This is a genomic window from Rhodococcus sp. IEGM 1372, from assembly GCF_030056835.1.
Lineage (GTDB): Bacteria > Actinomycetota > Actinomycetes > Mycobacteriales > Mycobacteriaceae > Rhodococcoides.
On record NZ_JASHKS010000014.1, the window covers coordinates 26,486 to 44,465 of the forward strand.

General features: G+C 65.4%; 17 protein-coding genes and 1 pseudogene. 7 read left to right on the forward strand and 11 right to left on the reverse strand.

Going from position 1 to position 17,980, the window contains the following annotated elements; all coding sequences use genetic code 11:
* Window positions 1–20: 20 nt before the first annotated feature.
* Entirely contained in the window at window positions 21–707 is a 687-nt protein-coding gene (locus QM590_RS13900; protein WP_269595339.1) for a TetR/AcrR family transcriptional regulator C-terminal domain-containing protein, read from the forward strand.
* 67 nt (window positions 708–774) lie between these two features.
* On the opposite strand, the gene QM590_RS13905 is transcribed toward QM590_RS13900, so the two are convergent.
* Both QM590_RS13905 and QM590_RS13910 read right to left on the reverse strand, forming a co-directional pair.
* Complete coding sequence (locus QM590_RS13905) at window positions 775–2,469, reverse strand: MDR family MFS transporter (protein ID WP_269595340.1); 1,695 nt, start codon at window positions 2,467–2,469, stop codon at window positions 775–777.
* Window positions 2,470–2,561: 92 nt separating this feature from the next.
* A pseudogene (locus QM590_RS13910) lies at window positions 2,562–3,850 on the reverse strand (MFS transporter).
* Window positions 3,851–3,942: 92 nt separating this feature from the next.
* Here QM590_RS13910 and aroQ point away from each other — a divergent pair.
* From aroQ to QM590_RS13935, 5 genes are all read left to right on the forward strand, one after another.
* Window positions 3,943–4,377, forward strand: coding sequence for a type II 3-dehydroquinate dehydratase (gene aroQ, locus QM590_RS13915; protein ID WP_082899543.1), 435 nt, complete (start codon window positions 3,943–3,945; stop codon window positions 4,375–4,377).
* A 63-nt stretch (window positions 4,378–4,440) separates the two neighbouring features.
* Window positions 4,441–5,193, forward strand: coding sequence for a DsbA family protein (locus QM590_RS13920; protein ID WP_269595341.1), 753 nt, complete (start codon window positions 4,441–4,443; stop codon window positions 5,191–5,193).
* Between the two features lie 16 nt (window positions 5,194–5,209).
* A complete protein-coding gene (locus QM590_RS13925; protein WP_269595342.1) occupies window positions 5,210–5,782 on the forward strand; it encodes a vitamin K epoxide reductase family protein in 573 nt (190 codons plus the stop codon).
* A 145-nt stretch (window positions 5,783–5,927) separates the two neighbouring features.
* Entirely contained in the window at window positions 5,928–7,460 is a 1,533-nt protein-coding gene (locus QM590_RS13930) for a C40 family peptidase (RefSeq protein WP_269595343.1), read from the forward strand.
* A 21-nt stretch (window positions 7,461–7,481) separates the two neighbouring features.
* Entirely contained in the window at window positions 7,482–8,273 is a 792-nt protein-coding gene (locus QM590_RS13935) for an acyl-[acyl-carrier-protein] thioesterase (RefSeq protein ID WP_411741342.1), read from the forward strand.
* On the opposite strand, the gene QM590_RS13940 is transcribed toward QM590_RS13935, so the two are convergent.
* From QM590_RS13940 to QM590_RS13970, 7 genes are all read right to left on the reverse strand, one after another.
* The gene (locus QM590_RS13940) at window positions 8,177–9,622 is read right to left on the reverse strand and encodes an AMP-binding protein (protein WP_269595344.1); all 1,446 of its coding nucleotides are present in this window, start codon (window positions 9,620–9,622) and stop codon (window positions 8,177–8,179) included. The two genes, QM590_RS13935 and QM590_RS13940, sit on opposite strands and share 97 nt — an antisense overlap.
* Window positions 9,612–10,229 (reverse strand): energy-coupling factor transporter transmembrane component T family protein, encoded by a 618-nt coding sequence (locus QM590_RS13945; RefSeq protein WP_269595345.1) that lies wholly within the window; start codon window positions 10,227–10,229, stop codon window positions 9,612–9,614. The genes QM590_RS13940 and QM590_RS13945 overlap by 11 nt, the downstream gene beginning before the upstream one ends.
* On the reverse strand, window positions 10,226–10,906 hold the full coding sequence (locus QM590_RS13950; protein WP_269595346.1) for an energy-coupling factor ABC transporter ATP-binding protein: 681 nt from the start codon (window positions 10,904–10,906) through the stop codon (window positions 10,226–10,228). The genes QM590_RS13945 and QM590_RS13950 overlap by 4 nt, the downstream gene beginning before the upstream one ends.
* A 10-nt stretch (window positions 10,907–10,916) precedes the next feature.
* Window positions 10,917–12,068 (reverse strand): thiolase family protein, encoded by a 1,152-nt coding sequence (locus QM590_RS13955; protein ID WP_269595347.1) that lies wholly within the window; start codon window positions 12,066–12,068, stop codon window positions 10,917–10,919.
* Window positions 12,065–13,192: an AMP-binding protein gene (locus QM590_RS13960; RefSeq protein WP_269595348.1), complete on the reverse strand. Its 1,128-nt coding sequence runs from the start codon at window positions 13,190–13,192 to the stop codon at window positions 12,065–12,067. The genes QM590_RS13955 and QM590_RS13960 overlap by 4 nt, the downstream gene beginning before the upstream one ends.
* Window positions 13,189–13,740: a biotin transporter BioY gene (locus tag QM590_RS13965; RefSeq protein ID WP_269595394.1), complete on the reverse strand. Its 552-nt coding sequence runs from the start codon at window positions 13,738–13,740 to the stop codon at window positions 13,189–13,191. The genes QM590_RS13960 and QM590_RS13965 overlap by 4 nt, the downstream gene beginning before the upstream one ends.
* Window positions 13,741–13,891: 151 nt before the next feature.
* Window positions 13,892–16,075: an HNH endonuclease signature motif containing protein gene (locus QM590_RS13970; protein WP_269595349.1), complete on the reverse strand. Its 2,184-nt coding sequence runs from the start codon at window positions 16,073–16,075 to the stop codon at window positions 13,892–13,894.
* Between the two features lie 74 nt (window positions 16,076–16,149).
* Here QM590_RS13970 and QM590_RS13975 point away from each other — a divergent pair, with 74 nt between their 5' ends.
* Entirely contained in the window at window positions 16,150–16,659 is a 510-nt protein-coding gene (locus QM590_RS13975) for a GNAT family N-acetyltransferase (protein ID WP_269595350.1), read from the forward strand.
* Here QM590_RS13975 and QM590_RS13980 read toward each other — a convergent pair.
* Window positions 16,649–17,596, reverse strand: a complete 948-nt coding sequence (locus QM590_RS13980; protein WP_269595351.1) for a CPBP family intramembrane glutamic endopeptidase — start codon at window positions 17,594–17,596, stop codon at window positions 16,649–16,651. The two genes, QM590_RS13975 and QM590_RS13980, sit on opposite strands and share 11 nt — an antisense overlap.
* Before the next feature lie 105 nt (window positions 17,597–17,701).
* Window positions 17,702–17,953: a hypothetical protein gene (locus tag QM590_RS13985; protein WP_269595352.1), complete on the reverse strand. Its 252-nt coding sequence runs from the start codon at window positions 17,951–17,953 to the stop codon at window positions 17,702–17,704.
* Between the last annotated feature and the right edge of the window lie 27 nt (window positions 17,954–17,980).

The window sequence follows — 17,980 nt, forward strand, 5'->3', positions numbered from 1 at the left end:
TTCGAAAGGGGTGCCAGCCGATGTCCACTACAGACCGATTCGGCCCACACTCCAGGGACAAGATCGACCGCGACTACGTGGTGTCGGCCGCACTGTCCATCGTCGACCGAACCGGACTCGACAGCCTCTCGATCCGCAGCCTGGCGACGTCGATCGATCGCGATCCGATGACGGTGTACCGGTACCTTCCGACGAAGGAGGCCCTGCTCGACGCCATCGCCGATTCGATTCTCAGCCCGCTCGTCACGGTCGACCGAACGGACCCCGACTGGCAGGGACAGCTTCGCTTGTTCGCCCGACACTATCGGCGTCTCGCACTCGAGCACCCACATGCGGCAATTCTGCTGTCCACTCGCCCACATCGGACGCCGCTCGGGCTGGGCACCACGAGGTCTTTGCGGTCACTCGAAAGCGTGATGGCGTTGATGACCAACGCAGGATTCACCGCACCCGAGGCGTTGTCGACCTATCGGCTGCTCAAATCCTTCCTCCGAGGTCACGTACTGAGCGAGACCCAGGAAATGACCGAGAATCCGGACGAGACCGGCGACCGCCTCAGCCTGGCGTTGCGCCGACTCCCCGCCGACGAATTTCCGTTGCTGTCCACGCTGCCGCCGCTCATCACCGCGTACGACGGTGCCCACGAGCTCGAGCATGGCCTGGACGTCCTGTTCGCAGGTCTCGTGAGCACCATCGCGCCGCGATGAAACCCGCCGACACCGCGGGCGAAACGCTTCACAGCTTCTAAAGTCACAGCTTCTAAAGTCACAGCTTCTACAGCAAGCCGGGTCCCGCCTCCTGTGCCTTCTCTTCGTCACGCTGCTGCTGAGCCGCAGCCAGGCCCGACATCGTCCGCAGCGGAACCTCTTTCAGGAACAGGACCAGCACGAAACCGAGGACCATCAGAATCGACACGGCCAGGAACACGTAGTCCATGGCGTCGGAGAACCCGATGCGGAACGGCTCGGCCAGTGCGGGTTCGAGCTTCTGAATGAACGAACTGTCCTGCAGCGCACTGCCCGCGACGGAGGCGTCACCCGAGGCGATGGCCTGGGCGAAACCGGATTCCAGTGGATCGGAACTGGTTGCGGCGCTCTGCACTGCTTGCTGGAACTCCGGCGTCGAACTCGCGGCAATCAGCGCGTCACCCGTCTTGGGGGTCAGCTGCGTGAACAGCATCGACAGGAACACCGCCACACCGACCGTCGCACCGATCTGCCGGAAGAACGTTGCGGCAGAGGTGGATACACCCATGTCCTTGGGCGGCATCGCGTTCTGGATGGCCAGGGTCAACGGCTGCATCATCGACCCGAGACCGAGGCCGAACACGCCCGTCACGACCATCGTCTGCCACAGCGGGGTATCGGCGTGCACGTAGTGGAAGACGAACATCGCGATGGCCATCAGTGCAGTACCGACGATCGGAAAGATTTTGTACCGCCCCGTCTTCGAGATCATGCGACCCGAGACGATCGACGCGACCATCAAGGCACCGACGAGGGGCAGGGTCTGGTAACCGGCCAGCGTCGGCGAGGATCCCTTGACCACCTGCAGGTACTGCGGCAGTAGCGAGATGCCACCGAACATGGCTGCGCCGGCGATGACGCTGACAGCAATACACAACGAGAACAACGGGTTTCGGAAGAAACGCATGGGGATCAGGGCGTCGTCGCCCATCTTGATCTCGGCGAGCACGAACGCGATGACGCCGACGATGCCGATTCCGAAGCACAGCAGGGCCCGCGGCGAGCTCCATCCCCACACGCGACCCTGCTCGGCGATGATGAGCAGCGGCACGAGGCCGACGCTGAGAAGCACTGCGCCCCAACAGTCGACGCGCGCCTCGCGGCGGTAGACCGGCAGGTTCAGCACTCGCCACACGACGACGAGCGCGATGATCCCCAGCGGGACGTTGATGTAGAAAATCCAACGCCAGCCGGTGATTCCGAGGATCGACGACTGCCCTGCGAGCAGTCCACCGATGACCGGCCCGAGCACGCTGGAGGTACCGAACACGGCCAGGAAGTACCCCTGATACTTGGCCCGTTCACGCGGCGGGACGATATCGCCGATGATGGCCAGCGCCATCGACATCAGACCGCCCGCACCGAGACCTTGAATGGCACGGAAGGCAGCGAGTTCGTACATCGACGTCGCGATCCCGCACAGCATGGACCCGACGACGAAGATGGAGATGGCCGTCATGAAGAACGGCTTGCGCCCGTACAGGTCGGACAGCTTGCCGTACAACGGGGTCGAGACCGTCGAGGTGATGAGGTAGGCCGTCGTCACCCAGGCCAGAACCGAGAACCCGTTGAGGTCGTCGGCGATGGTCCGAACGGACGTCGAGACGATGGTCTGGTCGAGGGCGGCGAGGAACATGCCCATCATCAGGCCCGACAGAATCGTCATGATCTCGCGATGCGAATACTCGCCGGTCGCGGGCTTCACTTCTGGCTCGGTAACCATCTCTTGGATTCACCTTTACGTAGCATTCACTTGTGTCTTACAACGATATTCGGGACACCAGCATGCGCGCAGAACGCCGTCTGCGCAAAGGTTTATTTGCGGCGAATCCGGTCCCGCACCTCACGCATCGTGTGCGGGTGAATGCCTTCGGCAGCGAGCACCCTACGAGTCTTGCGACGCGTCGACAGGACACCGATGATCGCGACAATCCACACCGGGAACTGCGCGAGCAGCGCCACCCGGAATCCGTCGAAGGTGTAGCCGCCCATCGCGTCGAGAATCCAGCCGATCGCCGCGATCACCAACAGCGACGCCAGGAAACCACCGATGTTCACCATCCCCTGCGCCGTCCCCAGATTGGCGCTCGGATTGAACGTTCGCGCGAGGTCGAACCCGATCACCGAACCGGGGCCACCCACCGAGATCACCACCACGAGCAACACCAGCAACCACAGCGGAGCGGGCCCGGGCAACGCCAACACGATCGCCCACATGGTCGCGTTGCCGATCATGATCGCCAGCACCAGCCACGACCGTCGCATCGGATAACGCCCGGTGAGAACACCAACCACGATGCCCGACGCCACCGCCGATGCCACCGACACCGTCAGCAACGCTCCGGCCGTCGACGCCGACAGGCCCTGTGCCGACGTCAGATACGGAACACCCCACAGCAACGCGAACACCGTGATGGAGAACTGGGTACCCATGTGCGAGAAGAAGCCGAGCCGGGTGCCGGGGCGTCGCCACACCTCGGCGATGGAGGCGAGGGTCTGTTTCAGCGTCGTCGGTTCGAACACGGGGGCAGCTCCGTCGTCGGGGCGATCCCTGACGAGCGCGAGAACCAGTACGAGAGCAAGGAGACCGAGTGCCGCTGCGCTACCGAACGCGAACGTCCAACCGGGGCCGTTCAGCAGAATCAGGAACGGGACCGCCGAGAGCACCTGGCCGAGCTGGCCGAGCAGACCGGTCAGCTGCGAGACGATCGGCACTCGCCGCGGCGTGAACCACACCGGCACCAACCGCAGCACCGAGATGAAGGTGAGAGCATCGCCCACGCCGACTAACGCGCGGGCGACCACCGCGACGGAAGCGACTCCGTCAACGCCAGCGTGATCTGTGCCGACGCCATGATCAGCGCGCCTGCGGCGATCATCTTGCGCGAACCGATGCGATCCAACAGCACCCCGGCCGGGATCTGCATCCCCGCGTAGACGATCACCTGCAGCACCACGAACGACGACAGCAGCGACGGCGACACCGAGAATCGATCCGCCGCACTCAGCCCGGCGACGCCGAACGACGTTCGATGCAGCACTCCGACGATGTAGGCGAAGACGCCGACGCCCCACACCACCCAGACTGCCTTGCCAGTACTCACCGGACGATTGTGTCAACCACGCTGTGGAATAGTCGTAGCCGGTAGTACTCGGAGCGGGCAGTAGTACCCGAAGCAAGAAATGGAGCGACGTCGTGGCCAAGCAGCTGTTGGTGCTCAACGGGCCGAATCTGAACATGCTCGGCACCAGGCAGCCGGAGGTGTACGGCCACGCCACCCTCGCCGATGTCGTCGCCCTGTGCGAGAAGACCGCCGCCGAGCACGGGCTCACCGTCAAGGCAGAGCAGTCCAACCACGAGGGTCAGCTCATCGACTGGATCCACGAGGCCCGCGGGGTGGCGTCGGGCATCGTCATCAACCCGGGCGGACTGACGCACACCTCGGTGGCGCTGCGCGACGCCCTCGTCATCCCCGAGGTGCCGATCATCGAGGTGCACATCTCCAACGTGCACGCCCGTGAGGAGTTCCGGCACCACTCCTTCGTCTCCCCCATCGCCAGCGGCGTCATCGCCGGACTCGGGATCGACGGATACCGATTCGCCATCGAACGTCTGGCTGCACTTATCTGACACAGCTCTCGTTCAACCCAGCTCTCATCTGACACTCAGGTTGTACTGCATAAACTGGTCGCCGTGAACACGAGCAAGAACGTCTCGAAAGACATCAAGGCCATGCAGAACGGCGACAAGAATCGTCGGACTCTGATCCAGATCGTCGTCGCAGTCGTTCTGATCGCGCTCGTGGCGGCGATTGCCCTCTTCATCCTCAACAAGGATTCGACGTCGGGGGATGCATCTTCCGCCGCAGGCTCCGGCGAATCGACCGGCACCCAGCTCACTCCCACGTCGGTGACGGACGACGGTGCCATCCGCTTCGGCAACCCCGATGCCACCACCGTCGTCAGCGTCGTCGAGGACTTCCAGTGCCCGGCGTGCAAGAACTTCGAGGCCATCAGCGGATCGACGTTGCAGCAGCTGGCCGACGCGGGAAATGTCGCCGTCGACTACCGCCCCATCTCCATTCTCGACCGGTTCTCGAACGGAACCATGTACTCCACCCGCGCGGCAAGCGCCGCCATCTGCGTCGCCGAGAACGACCGCGACAACTGGATGAACTGGCACACCACCATGTTCGAGCAGCAGCCGGCCGAGGGCGGAACCGGACTGACGAACGACGAGCTCGTCGCGATCGCCGCCTCTGTAGGGGCCGACTCCCCCGCCGTCGCGTCGTGTATCACCGACGGCAGCTACACCGATTGGGTCACCACCCAGACACAGTCGGTCCTCGGCGAAGGCATCAACGGAACGCCGAACGTGCGCGTCAACGGCACCGACATCTCCTTCCCGACGCCGGAGAACATCCTCGCCGCCGCTGCCGGTAACTGAGCGGCAGCCGGTCGCCATGAGGACACGCGCAGGCGCTGTTGTATTCACCGTCTTCAGCGCGCTCGGGCTACTCGCCGCGATGACGCTGACGATCGAGCGATTCAAACTGCTCGAGGACGCGTCGTACGTCCCGTCGTGCAGCCTGAATCCGGTGCTCTCGTGCGGCTCGGTGATGGTGACGAAACAGGCTGCGCTGTTCGGTTTTCCGAACCCCATCCTCGGCATCGTCGCCTTCTCCATTGCCCTCGTCGCCGGGGTTCTCTGGCTCGGCCGCGTCGAACTACCGCACTGGTTCTGGCTCGGACTGAGTGCAGGCCTGCTGCTCGGCGAGGTCTTCGTGCACTGGCTGATCTTCGAGAGCCTGTACGTGATCAACGCCCTGTGCCCCTACTGCATGGTGGTGTGGGCGGTGACGATGCCGTTGTTCGTGCTGGCTCTGAGCCGATTGGTCGGCTCCGGCCCGAACAGCGGCGGTACCGTCGGCCGACTCTTCCTGGAATGGCGCTGGACGCTGCTCGCCGTGTGGTACGCAATCGTCGTCGCGCTCATCGGAATCCGGTTCTCGGACTACTGGGCAACTTTGGTTTGAAAATACTGCTCCGACAACCCTGCATTTCCTTTTGCGAATCTCATGAGTCGAACGTCTGCACCGTGCATGATGGGTGCAGCACCCGAGTGAGACTGATCACAGCTCCTGGCTCGGGGAAGATCGTTCGAGTAGCAGGAGTCGATACATGGCAGGCGATCCATTCGCAGTCATCGTTGCCGTCATCGTGTCCGCCGCCGGTGTAGTCGCCGGAACCGACGCCCCGGCTCCGATTCCCGATCAGGCGGTGCAGGACCAGGCGGCAGACATTGCCGCCAACGCCGAAGATCAGGCGAAGACGATGAGCGATCAGTGGACCGAACTACTGGGCACCATGCCCGAACCGGCCGCCGACATCGCCGACCGCACCCTCTCCGACGCCGCCGAGGGCCTGCACACCGCCGCCGAACCGATGCTCCCCGATCTGCCGACGGTGGAAGACATCGAAGCAGTGGACACAGAAGCAGCCGATACCGCTGATCCGGCCAGTGCCACCGATCCTGCTGCGGCGGCGACAGATGTTGTTACCGCCGCTCCTGCCGCTCTCGCTGCGGCGGTACCCAGCGCGCCACTGCCGTTCAGTGTGTTCTCCTCGGGCGCTGGGTCGTCGAATGCGGTGTCCACCACCGCAGCCGCGCTCGGTGCCGGTGCCGTTCAATTCGCCGGCCGTACGTACACCGCCGCCGATATCGCCACCCAGACCGCGTTCATGGCGTCGGCCGAGGCCATCAGGCGTGCGCTGTTTCCCGGTCAACCCGCCACGTTCACCGGCATCAACGTGGGCGCGATCGGCTTGGGTGCTGTGGGAGCCATCACCGCATTCGTGCCGTGGCTGCAGAAGGCGGGCAACATCTGCGGCGGCGTCAAAGCGACGACCATCGCGGCACTGTATGCCGCCGAGAACGGTTTTCGGCACGGCCCCACTGCTCCGGTCTCGAGCACCGGCGCGCAGGGGCCAGGGCAGTTCATGCCAGGAACCTGGGCGACCTACGGCAAGGACTACGACGGCAACGGTGTCACCGACGTCAACAGCATCGGTGATTCGGTGATGGCGTCGGGCACACTGCTGTGCGATATCTACGGGCAGGTAGACGGATGGAAGCGCGAGGGCAAGGTATCCGGTGACACCTTGGATCTGACCCTGGCCGGATACAACGCCGGCGCGGGAGCGGTGCTGCGATCGGGCGGTATGCCCTCTGGCACATTCGATTACGAGACGCAGACCAAGCCGTACGTCTCTCGCATCCGGGCGACCGAAACGCAGTTCGCCGCCATCCTGACCCCGTTCGCCGGACTCGACCTCACCGGAATCGGCGGACGATCGGTGCAGTTGGCGATGGACTACCTGGGGCTGCCGTACGTGTGGGGCGGCGGCAACATCAACGGACCGTCCGGCGGCGGATTCGACTGCTCGGGTCTGACGTCGTATGCCCTCTACAAGGCCTCGGGCGGAAAGGTGACGCTGCCCCGAACCTCGGAAACTCAGTGGAACGTGGGCAGCGAGATTCCGATGGAACTGGCGCAACCGGGCGATCTGCTGTTCGGTAACTTCGGACCGGCCGGGCCGGGCCACGTGGCGATCTACATGGGCAACGGCCAGATGGTCCACGCACCCCAACGCGGCGACGTGGTGCGCGTGGCACCGGTGTTCGACGGTATGCGCGCCCGTCACATCGTGTAGGTGCGCGCGTACAGTGCGGACGTGACCAATGCACGTGTGGAACCGGCAGGCTTCGACGACGAACTGGCACCGGAGCCGCCGCCCGGTGAGGGTTTCGAGACCGACTGGCCGGTGCGAACCGGCGACATCGATCCGAACAACCGACTTCGGTTCGACGGCGTTGCCCGCTATCTGCAGGACATCGGTACCGACAACCTCGACGCCACTCCCCTGGGCAAGACGGATCCCATGTGGATCGTGCGGCGCACCGTCATCGACGTCTTCGAGCCGATCCATTTCCCGGACCGAGTGCACATGCGGCGTTGGTGTTCGTCGATGTCGACGCGGTGGTCGAACATGCGCGTGGCACTGACGACACCGAAGGGTGGGCGCATCGAGACCGAGGGCTTCTGGATCAACATCAGCAAGGACACCGGAATGCCGACCCGCATCAGCGACGGCGCCCTGGAAATGCTGGCGCGAACCACCGATCAACACCGGTTGCGATGGAAGGCATGGCTGACCGAGCCGGTGCCGGCCGAATCGACCACGGATGTGCAGTTCCCCTTGCGCGCAACCGATATCGATCCGTTCGACCACCTCAACAATGCGGTCTACTGGCACGCGATCGAGGAGTTGCTGGTCGACGTGCCCGAGCTGGCCGCGTCGCCGCACCGCGCCGTCATCGAATACCTGAGCCCGGTGCTGGCGGGTGAACGGGTCACTCTGCGCCACCGCTACGAGGGCAGCGCGTTGACCGTCTGGTTCGTCGTCACCGGAGCATCCGGCGAGCCTACAGTCCGCACCGTGGCCAAGGTTGCCGCCAGAGCCTGACGGTCGAGTTTGCCGCGCGGCGTACGCGGAAGAGCGTCCACGACGGCGATCACCACGGGCAGGCTCGGCCCCGGCAGCACGGTGCGCAGGTGGCGGCGAATCCGAGCCACGGATATCGAATCGGTCTGCGCCACAACGACTCCGGCAGCAGGCTCCTCACCGGTTCTGTCGTTGGGCAACCCGACCACCCCGGCCTCGAGCACACCGGGAACTGCGAGCAGGGCTGCCTCGATCGGGGTCAACTCCACCGTGAGACCGGCCCGGACGATCGTCTCGCTGCCGCGGCCGTGCAAGGTCAGTCGGCCCTCTTCGACACTGCCGCGATCGCCGACGGTCATCCACCCGTCGACCGGCCCGTTCGTCAGGGTGGTGTGGCCTCCCACTCGGCTCAGGTAGCCGTCGAACAGCATGTCACTGCGGACGTGGAGCAGATCGTCCCTGATCTCGACCTCGACCCCGTCGAACAGCTGACCGCGGACCTCGGTGCCTTCGATTTCGCTTCGGTCGTAGGAAACGAAACTGAGCTCGGACGCCCCGTAGAAATGTGTCAGCGCCGCGTTCGGAAGTACCGCCGCCAGAGCGGCCCTCCCCGGCTCCGCCCATCGCGCCGCGGACGAGAGCACCTCACGGACACTGTTCGATCGCACTCCCGAGCGAGCGATGTCCCACGCAATGGTCGGGACCGAATACAGATGTGTCGCAGCACCTTCGAGAGCTGCCGTGGGCCCTCGTAGGTCGACCGTCGCCCCGCGGGTGAGCCCGTGCAGTGCGCCGTAGAGAAAGTGCGTGTGATCGAGAGTGCCCGGTGCGGACACCCGATCTCCCGGACCGAGATCGAACAAGGCATCGGAGCGATCCAGCGTCGCCGCCCACGACGCTTGATTCCGCACGAACAACTTGGGCGGACCGGTGGTTCCCGAAGTGACGCCCACGAGCAACTCGGAATCCGGTGTGGGGGTGGGCGCGGCGGTTGTCTTGGCAGCCATGTCCTCGGGTGCGAACACGTCGACTGCACCCCAACCGTGCACTCTCGCGTGCTGACGCGGGTGCGCGACAATCAGCGAGGGCTCGCAGACCGCCACGACATCGGCGAATTCCGGAGCCAACAAATGCCGATGCAGCAGAACGACACTCACCCCGGCATGCATCGCCGCGACGACGACCACCAACGACCCGATGTCCGACGTCGGCAGAACCGCGATGCGACGCATCCCTGCCACTGCGGACGCCGCACGCGTCACCCGGTCCCAGAATTCGCGGTAGGTGATCGCCCCGGTCGCGTCGACCACGGCTGCCTCGGAGCGGTCGAAATGCCGCGCTATCCGGGCGGCGAGGAGTTCACTCGTCATCGTCACCGTCATCATCTACGCCGCGCGCGACGAGGGCGTCTCCCATCGCGTCGGCGGTGCGAAGGGCCCGCACCAGAACCGGCGTTGCCAGTGCCGTCATCGACCACTGCAGTCCGCGTGCCTTACGCGCCTGTGACACCTCTTGGACGATGGACGCGAGCAGAGGGATGCATCGGATGGCCAGGGCCAGCAGCAGCCCGATGCGATCCGGGTCGACGCCGAAGCGGCGGACGGGGCCGAGCGCTCGGGTGACGGTATCGAGCATGTCGGTCACGCGGGTGGTGAGGGTGACGAGAGCTGCCAGTGCAACGGAGATCACCAGCACCCCACACACCACGACGGCGCGCTGCCAGGTCGTGATTATCACCTGGAAGACGCCGATGATCAGCAGCATCCACAGCACCGGACGCAGTTGCGCCAGTGCGACTTTCGCTGGAATGCGAGCCACCGCGAACAATGCCGCGACCAGTACCGCTACCGCTGCGACCTCGAGCGGAGTGCGCGCGAAGATCACCGTCCCCAGGATCGCGAGGATCAGCGCCAGCAGCTTCGATCCCGGGCTCATCCGGTGCAGCAGCGAGGTACCGGGCCGGTAGAGACCGATCATCCGATCAGCTCCCGATAGGCCGGGACCGCGGCGGCGGGGGTGCCGTCGAACGCGATGCGGCCGTCGTCGATGACGATGACGCGCTCGAAGCTGTCCAGCAGGGCCAGTTGGTGGGTCACGACGATGACTTGCTGATCCATCGAATCCAGAGCCTGCGCGACGACGCGTCCGTTCCGCAGATCCAGCAGCGTGGTCGGTTCGTCCGCCACGACCACCTCCGGTCGTCGGATGAGGACGGCACCGATCGCCAGCAATTGCTTCTGTCCACCGGAGAGCAGATGCGCCGGATGGTCGCGGTGCTGATCGAGACGGAAGCGGACCAGAATCTCCTCCACCCGCTCGGCCACCTCGGCCTTGTTCAACCCGGACCTGCGCAGCGAGAACGCGAGATCCTCGGCGACAGTGGGCATCACGATCTGCGAATCTGGATCGGTGAACACGAAGCCGACCTTCTTGCGTACCTGCGCGCCCTTCTTGGCGGCGTCGATACCGTCGACCGTGACACGGCCCGTATCGGGTTTGATCAGACCGTTGATCATCCGCGCGAGCGTCGACTTGCCGGAACCGTTGGAGCCGATGATGCCGATCCGGCGCTCGTCGAACTCGAGATCGATGCCGTGCAGCACCTGCCGTTCTCCGAACGAGTGCGAAATGTTCTCGAACTTGATTGTGCTCATATGACCCTGCTCATGTCGCTCGTTCCACCAGCATCGCTATTCCCTGCCCGCCGCCGATGGCGCAGGCCGCCAGGCCCAGTGCCGGACCCCCGGGTTGCAGCATTCGAGAGGCCAACCGTACCAGCAGAATTGCGCCTGAAGCTCCCCACGGATGCCCCATCGCTATGGCTCCACCTTGCGGGCAGATGCGGTCCTCGTCGAGACCCAATTCATCCGAGACCGCGAGCACGACCGACGCGAAAGCCTCGGTGATTTCGATGGTGTCGATGTCGGCGAGGCCCACCCCGGTGCGGGCGAGCAGCTTCTCGATCGCCGGCACCGGACCCAGCCCGGGAAGAGCCGGGTCGGACCCTGCGACGGCACTGCCGAGGATGCGCAACGCCGGCATCCCGGCCGCCCGCTCGGCGGTGGTGATGGCCAGAACCGCTGCGCCGTCGGATATTCCGCACGAGTTGCCCGCGGTCACCGTGCCGGCTGGGGTGAACGTGCCGGCTGGGGTGAATGTGGGACGCAGTCTGCCGAGTCGCTGGGCGGTCATGTTTGGGCGGATGCGCTCGTCGGTTGCGACCTCGTTCACTTTGACGATTTCGGCCGAGAAGTCGCAGGCCGCCGCGCGCGCGAACGACCGTGCAGCGTAGGCATCTTGGCGTTCGCGCCCGATACCGCGGATTCGCGCGAGGTTGTCGGCTGCCACACCCATGTCCGGGTCCGCGAAGCCGTGCGGAGCGAACGGCGCTCGGGTGTAGCGGATAGGTTCTTCGCCGTCGACCGGTGGCCAGAACCTCCACGGGCTGGTGCTGGCAGATTCGACGCCACCGGCCAGTATCAGCGTCTCTTCACCGCTGCGGATGCGCGACGCGGCCTGCGCCACTGCGTCGAGCCCGGATCCGCACTGCCGATCGACGGTGACTCCGGGAACTCCGACACCGAGGCCCGCGAGCAGCGCCGAGACCCGTGCGACATCACCGCCGGGACCGAGGCAGTTGCCGAGCATCACGTCGTCGATGGGAATGTCGAGCGAGCTGATCTCTGCTGCAACAGCTTTCAGCACGGGCGCGGCGAGGTTCGGGGCGGTGACATCGGCGAAGCCGTGCCCGGCGATACCGATTGCCGAACGCTTGCCCGCAACGATGACTGGGCTGTTCGAAGCAGACACATTCACAGCAGGGCCCTTCGGGCGATCTTGCCGCTCGCGGTGCGGGGCAACTGCTGCACCACCGTCCAGCGTCGCGGCAGCGCCTCCTTGGCCATGATTGCGCGAGCGTCGGCGCGCACCAGGTCGAGGTCGCGGGTTCCGTCGAGTTCGATGACGGCTGAGACCGTTTCGCCGAGAACCGCGTGCGGTGTGCCGATTGCTGCCGCAGCTCGGACGCCGTCGAGCCCGGTCAGGATGCTTTCCACGTCCTCGGCGATGACGGTGGTTCCGCCCACGTTGATCGCTGCATCTCCGCGGCCGTAGACGAGGAGTTCGGAGCCGTTCAGTTCGGCCAGATCACCGACGCCGAACCAATCGCGCGCACCCAGCGCGGCGTACGGCGATCGAACGAACAGGTGCCCGTCCTCGGTGCGTGCTTCGACATCCCGGAGCAGCCTCAGCGACGATTGTTCGCCCACCACCCTCGCCGCCACCAGCGACAACTCCGCCGAGCCGTAGTATTCGACCAGCCTGACGCCTTGCGCCGAGATCGTCTGCGCGGCAGCATCATCGAGGCCGGCTCCGGCAGCGACGGCAATCCGGGCATGAGGCATCCGGCAGAGGACGTCACGGAGTACCGCGGGCACCGCGTGGACAGCAGTGGCCTGCGCGGGATCGTCGGTGACGCATGCCCCCAGCCACAGTGCGTGCACCGCGGCGAACAGGTGCATCGTGGCGTGCAGCGGTCCGGTTATGAGCACGGTGTCGGTCGGGCGGATATCGGATATGTCGGTGAACTCGGGGAAGCTGTCTACCCACGACGCGGCCGTGCGAGCGAGCGGTTTCGGCCGGCCGGTGGAGCCCGAGGTTGCCACCAGCAGGAACGCGTCGGGATCGATATGCGCAGGGCGCTCGGGACGGGCGCCCGGATCCTCGACCCGGACAGCACTGCCCTGCCTGGCTGCCGCGAAAACGCAGATCAACGCGTCCGGCAGCTCCAGTGCTGATGCGTCGTGAAATCGAGCGCCGTGCACCGGGAGGTGAGGCCACTGCTCGACGGCTGCGTCGAGTTCGGCGTAGGTGAGTGTGCGACCCGCCCAGGAGATGGCGGTGTCGTTGTCGCGGCCTCGACCTCCCAGCGTCAGATTCACGCCTTGATCAGGCCCGGGTACGCGCGATGGACGCTCTTGGCGACGACGGTGGCGACGACGACCTTCGCGATGTCGCCGGGCAGGAACGGTCCGTTGGAGGTGACGGCGGCCCAGAGTCCGACGTCGGTGCGCAGAACGAGTCCGATGATGCCGAACGCGTAGACGACCACGATTCCGCCGACGGCGTTGATCAGTAGGCCTAGCGCGATCGAGTACTTGGGCAGGATGCGCGCAGTGAGCAGGCCGATCAGGAACGCGGCCGGTATCCAGCCGACGAGGTAGCCGACGGTGGGCCCGGCCATGGCGGCGAGACCGGTGCGTCCTCCGGCCAGCAGCGGCAGGCCGATCATCGTCAGGGCGAGGAACACCAGGACCGCGGCCGTGCCCTTGCGTGGTCCGAGGATCGCGCCCGACAGGATGATGCCGAGGGTCTGCAGGGTGATGGGGACGCCCGAGAACCCGACTGTGATCGATCCCGGCAGACCGAGCGCGGCGATGAGTGCTGCGAACACTGCGATCTGCGCCATGTCGCGGGCGGAGACGTTCATTCGGCTGACCTTACGGCTCGGCTGGCGGGTACTGCTGTCGACATCTGACACGGTGGCTCCTCGAGGAGTGGGGCGGTGACCTGCCCCAGAAACTTGAACGGCGTTCAAGGTAGCAGGCCAGCGGCCTGTGCCACACCGGCACGGGTGTGGTTCAGAAGGGCGGAGGGTCGTATCGGGTGCGGTCGTATCGAACGCGTGCATGAACGACGCGACAGTGTTCCAGGTAGGACCGTCGCTTCTCCGCCAACTTCTTTCGGTCGATACCCGTTGTCGCAGAACGACAGTCGTCCAGAGTCGGTGGTGCACACCCGCTGTACTCGAGCTCCCAGCGGGTGGGTTCGAGCAGGCTCGCTCCCGGCCTCGACGAGACCCTTCGCCGTCGGCGGGATGCGCGGGGAGTCGCGATCGACAACTCCGGCAACGTGACTCTGCGTAGACCGAGCGAGTTCGACCACAGAATCGCGCCGCCTGCGAGCATCACCGCCGACCACGCCCCCGAGGTCTTGGCCTGATGATGGAACACGCACACCGGCTGAAGGTTGGTCACGATCGTCCAGCCGCCCCGCTCGGGATCGTCGTGATCGAACGGAACCAGATGATCGATCTGACACCGGGCCGCCGGCACGTCGCAGTTCGGGAAAGTGCACGTGCGATAGGCAGCCCGAACGAACGCCGCGACGCGGGCACCGGGCCGATACGTCACCGCAGACCGCGACGGAGCGGACTCGCCGCCATGACCGTCGGGAAAGATGCCGCGAGCACGCTCGGGCCGTTCGGCAATCCATGCAAGCCACCGTGCGACGAGCCCATCGCGGACAGACTCCTCCCCCAGTAGCGGGACTGCAGGTGGGAGGCAGTGGGCATCCCCGAGACGCGCGGACGGAAGCTGGGCGGCACCTCGTACCCGACCAATGCCGACCACCCGACGCAACAACGACGGCACCGCCGTAGGGAACGGTCCGAACGAACTCGACTGCATACCCAGCCCATCGCCGCTGCGGAAGCCGGTTTGGTCAGGGCCGGAGTGCGAGCGACTGCCGGGGCGTTCCGATGCCGGGCCGTCAGGGGTGCCCGTGGTGCCGCCGCTGCCGCCGTTGGGAGAACCGCGGCCGCCCGAACCACCGCCATCGGGGCCAATGTCGTCTGGACCACCGCTATCCGGGTCATCGCCATCCGGGCCGCCCCCGTCAGGACCGCCGTCGTCAGGGCCATCGCCATCCGGGCCGCCGCCGTCAGGACCGCAGTCGTCAGGGCCGCCGTCGTCAGGACCGCCATCGTCAGGGCCGCCTTCGGTGCCACCGTCCAGCCCATTGGTATCAGGGCTGTCACCGTTTCGGCTGTCATCGTTCGATCCGTCGTCGCCCGTGTTTCTCTGTTCCGGCTTCAGCATCTCGACCAGCTCGGTCAGCAGTGCCTGCCACTTGGCATCCGTGGAAACGATGCGCGCCACTTCGGGGTCGATGGGCGTCCCGTCGGGGAGGGTTGCAGGCTCCGAGGACAGTCCCAGCAATGTCTCCACAGCCACCACGATCTGGAGGAGATGCCCGCGCCGAGGAGGAATGTCGTCGATAGCGCCTGCCACCGGGCAGTCGTCGCCGCGATCGCACTGGCACGCCAGTGAATGCTCGCCGTGCAGCAACGCCATCAGACCCGCGGCCCGAAGTGTGCCCGTCGATCGTGGGTCGCGCTTGCAGACCGTCCCGACGATCTCGACGATGAGCGCATCCGCCTCTGCCGCTTCGAGATCTGTAATCTTCGCAATGAGCGACGCGATCCCACCCGGACCGGTGCGGTCGATCCGCACGCCGACCTCCTCGGACTTCGCGGTCTCACGGGCAGCTGCGGCACCGATCGGGTCGGCCTTCATCCACAGCCGCCAGATCCGATTACGCAGCGCCTGCGGACGCATCCGGCCACCCGCCGCACACACCTCGTACTCGATCTTCGCGATCGTCTCGTCGCTGGCACGATGCAGCACCGAGGTGATGGTGACCACCGTCGACCAGTCGAAGCTGCCGGTGACGAAACGCAAGGCAGTCAACGGCATTCGATGCAGACGCTCGGCGACGTCGTGCACCACGGACGCATCGCGGCGCGTTCCGGTCATCGTCACGGCCAGATCGCACAGGGCACCGCGGACTGTCTCGCCCGGATCTCCACCGGCAGCTTCGGCTGCCTCGAGGCGCATCTCGAGCACGTCGCTGTAGGCGAGCACGGTCGCTGCCCGAGCGAGATTCTCGTTGACACGGTTGAGTGCGATGACGTCGAGAAACCCCGCGATGCAGTCATCGACCGGCGGCGTCTCCGCCGCTCCCCACCCCCCGGTATCGAACATGAATTCGATGATACGAGAGGGGTACGACAAGAAAATCCGAGAACAATTCGAGTCGTATCGGTATAACTGCAACGGTGGCCAGCTACACGATCCGCGACATCCGCCCGGGCGACGAGGAGCAGCTGGGCGCAGCGCACGTGGCGATCTGGAAGGCGACGTACGCGGGAATGATGAACAGCGCCAAGCTCGATGCGATACGCCCTCGCGATCGCATCGAACGATGGGAGCAGATCATCGCCCGCCTCGACGAGCAGTCGAGCCGCGGTGTGCGCACCCGATGCGCCGTCGACACCAGCGATTCACGCATCGTCGGTTTCGCCACCGGCGGCCCACCACGCGACGAAAATCCGCCGGCACCGACCGAACTGTGGTCACTGAACGTTGTGCCCGAGCACCACGGCACGGGCGTCGCGACAGAACTCAGGACCACCGTGATCGACCGGGAGGCATCCACATATCTGTGGGTGGCAGCGGCCAACCATCGCGCGGTGGCGTTCTACCGCAAGCATCGGTTCGAGCTGGACGGCACCGAGAAGTTCGACCCGCTCTGGGAGTGCCTCGAAGCCCGGATGGTCAGGGCTTGACCGGCGGTTCTCGTCTGGACTCGTCGGGATCGAGCTTCTCGGGGTTCAGTACCACCTCGGCCACCATCGGAGTCGTCTCGACGGTCGAATCGCCGTACCGAACGGCCACCGTGTTCGGCAGGAAAGCTTCCAGCGCACGCGGAGTGATCCACCACAGCAGCGCCGAGAACAGGATCAGAATGTTGACCCACTGCAGAACTGTCGCCGCATTCTCGGACGGAATCACGCGATCGAACACCTGGATGTTCATCACCAATCCGTGGATGGCGATCAACACCCACAGTCGTCGGTAGCGGTAGAACACCCAGACCGCCGCGGCACCCCAGCACAGTGCCCACAGAAAACCGCCTCCGCCGAAGTACATGTAGAGGAGGCCCCGCATCGTGCCCGACAACGCCATGATCGCCCAGATCGGGACTCGGCCGACGAGCAGCAGCACCGGCAACGCGACCAGGATCGGCTCCTCCCGTAGACCAACGACGAGAGCGGAAACCACTGCGAGCCAATCGGACTCGACCGAGGCCGGGATCGAGAAGCTGAATCGGACGATGTCCAACCGCGACAACACGAGCAGCGAAGCAGAAGCGGCACCGATCGCGGCACACCACGTGAGCGCAGCCTCGAACGCGGTCCCACTGCGGGCCGGCCACACCGTAGGCAGCTTCCGACGCCGAACGAACCAGACGATGGCGATCGCGACGGCACCCACCAACACCTGCGCCGCGCCGACAGCGAGATCGGCCCACTGATCCCCTATCGACAGAATCGGGGCCGGCGCGTCGGGCTCACGGAAACGCCACAGCGCACCCATCAGGCCGACCAAGTAGACGACGACCCAACCGGCCACCAAACCCAGGACGATGACGGCGGTACCGGCAGCGGTCAGACCACGCCGAGGCGAGCGCTCAGCAAGCCCCGCGTCGACACCGGTCGTCACCAGGCCACCACCATTCCGCTCGATACAGCACCGCCGAACAGCTTGTCTATCACGCCCGGGCCGAGAATTCAGTACCGTCCTGGCGATACGAGCCGGCAGAGCCACTCACGGCCGAGGGCCACGCTCGGGTGTGTTGCTCGAATTCGCACCGCCGACGATGTCGTCTCGGAGTTCCGCAAGCAATCCCTTCCTCGGGGTGCCGCGGCGCGATTCCCATACGTCGACCATCGCGAGTACCACCAGAACACAGCCGATCGGGCCGCCCTGGAACCAGAAGAACCGAAGGTCCCAGAAGAACAGCGCCAGCACAGCTCCGACGACAATCACGACGATGCTGCGCGCATTCCTTGCTTTCATCGTTTCCCTTTCATCGATTCGGACCAC

Excerpts from the sequence above, each read along its gene's own strand:
- QM590_RS13900 (WP_269595339.1), top strand. The coding sequence starts at position 21 with ATGTCCACTACAGACCGATTCGGCCCACACTCCAGGGACAAGATCGAC.
- QM590_RS13905 (WP_269595340.1), bottom strand. The coding sequence starts at position 2,469 with ATGGTTACCGAGCCAGAAGTGAAGCCCGCGACCGGCGAGTATTCGCAT.
- QM590_RS13925 (WP_269595342.1), top strand. The coding sequence starts at position 5,210 with ATGAGGACACGCGCAGGCGCTGTTGTATTCACCGTCTTCAGCGCGCTC.
- QM590_RS13930 (WP_269595343.1), top strand. The coding sequence starts at position 5,928 with ATGGCAGGCGATCCATTCGCAGTCATCGTTGCCGTCATCGTGTCCGCC.
- QM590_RS13940 (WP_269595344.1), bottom strand. The coding sequence starts at position 9,622 with ATGACGAGTGAACTCCTCGCCGCCCGGATAGCGCGGCATTTCGACCGC.
- QM590_RS13945 (WP_269595345.1), bottom strand. The coding sequence starts at position 10,229 with ATGATCGGTCTCTACCGGCCCGGTACCTCGCTGCTGCACCGGATGAGC.
- QM590_RS13950 (WP_269595346.1), bottom strand. The coding sequence starts at position 10,906 with ATGAGCACAATCAAGTTCGAGAACATTTCGCACTCGTTCGGAGAACGG.
- QM590_RS13965 (WP_269595394.1), bottom strand. The coding sequence starts at position 13,740 with ATGAACGTCTCCGCCCGCGACATGGCGCAGATCGCAGTGTTCGCAGCA.
- QM590_RS13970 (WP_269595349.1), bottom strand. The coding sequence starts at position 16,075 with ATGTTCGATACCGGGGGGTGGGGAGCGGCGGAGACGCCGCCGGTCGAT.
- QM590_RS13985 (WP_269595352.1), bottom strand. The coding sequence starts at position 17,953 with ATGAAAGCAAGGAATGCGCGCAGCATCGTCGTGATTGTCGTCGGAGCT.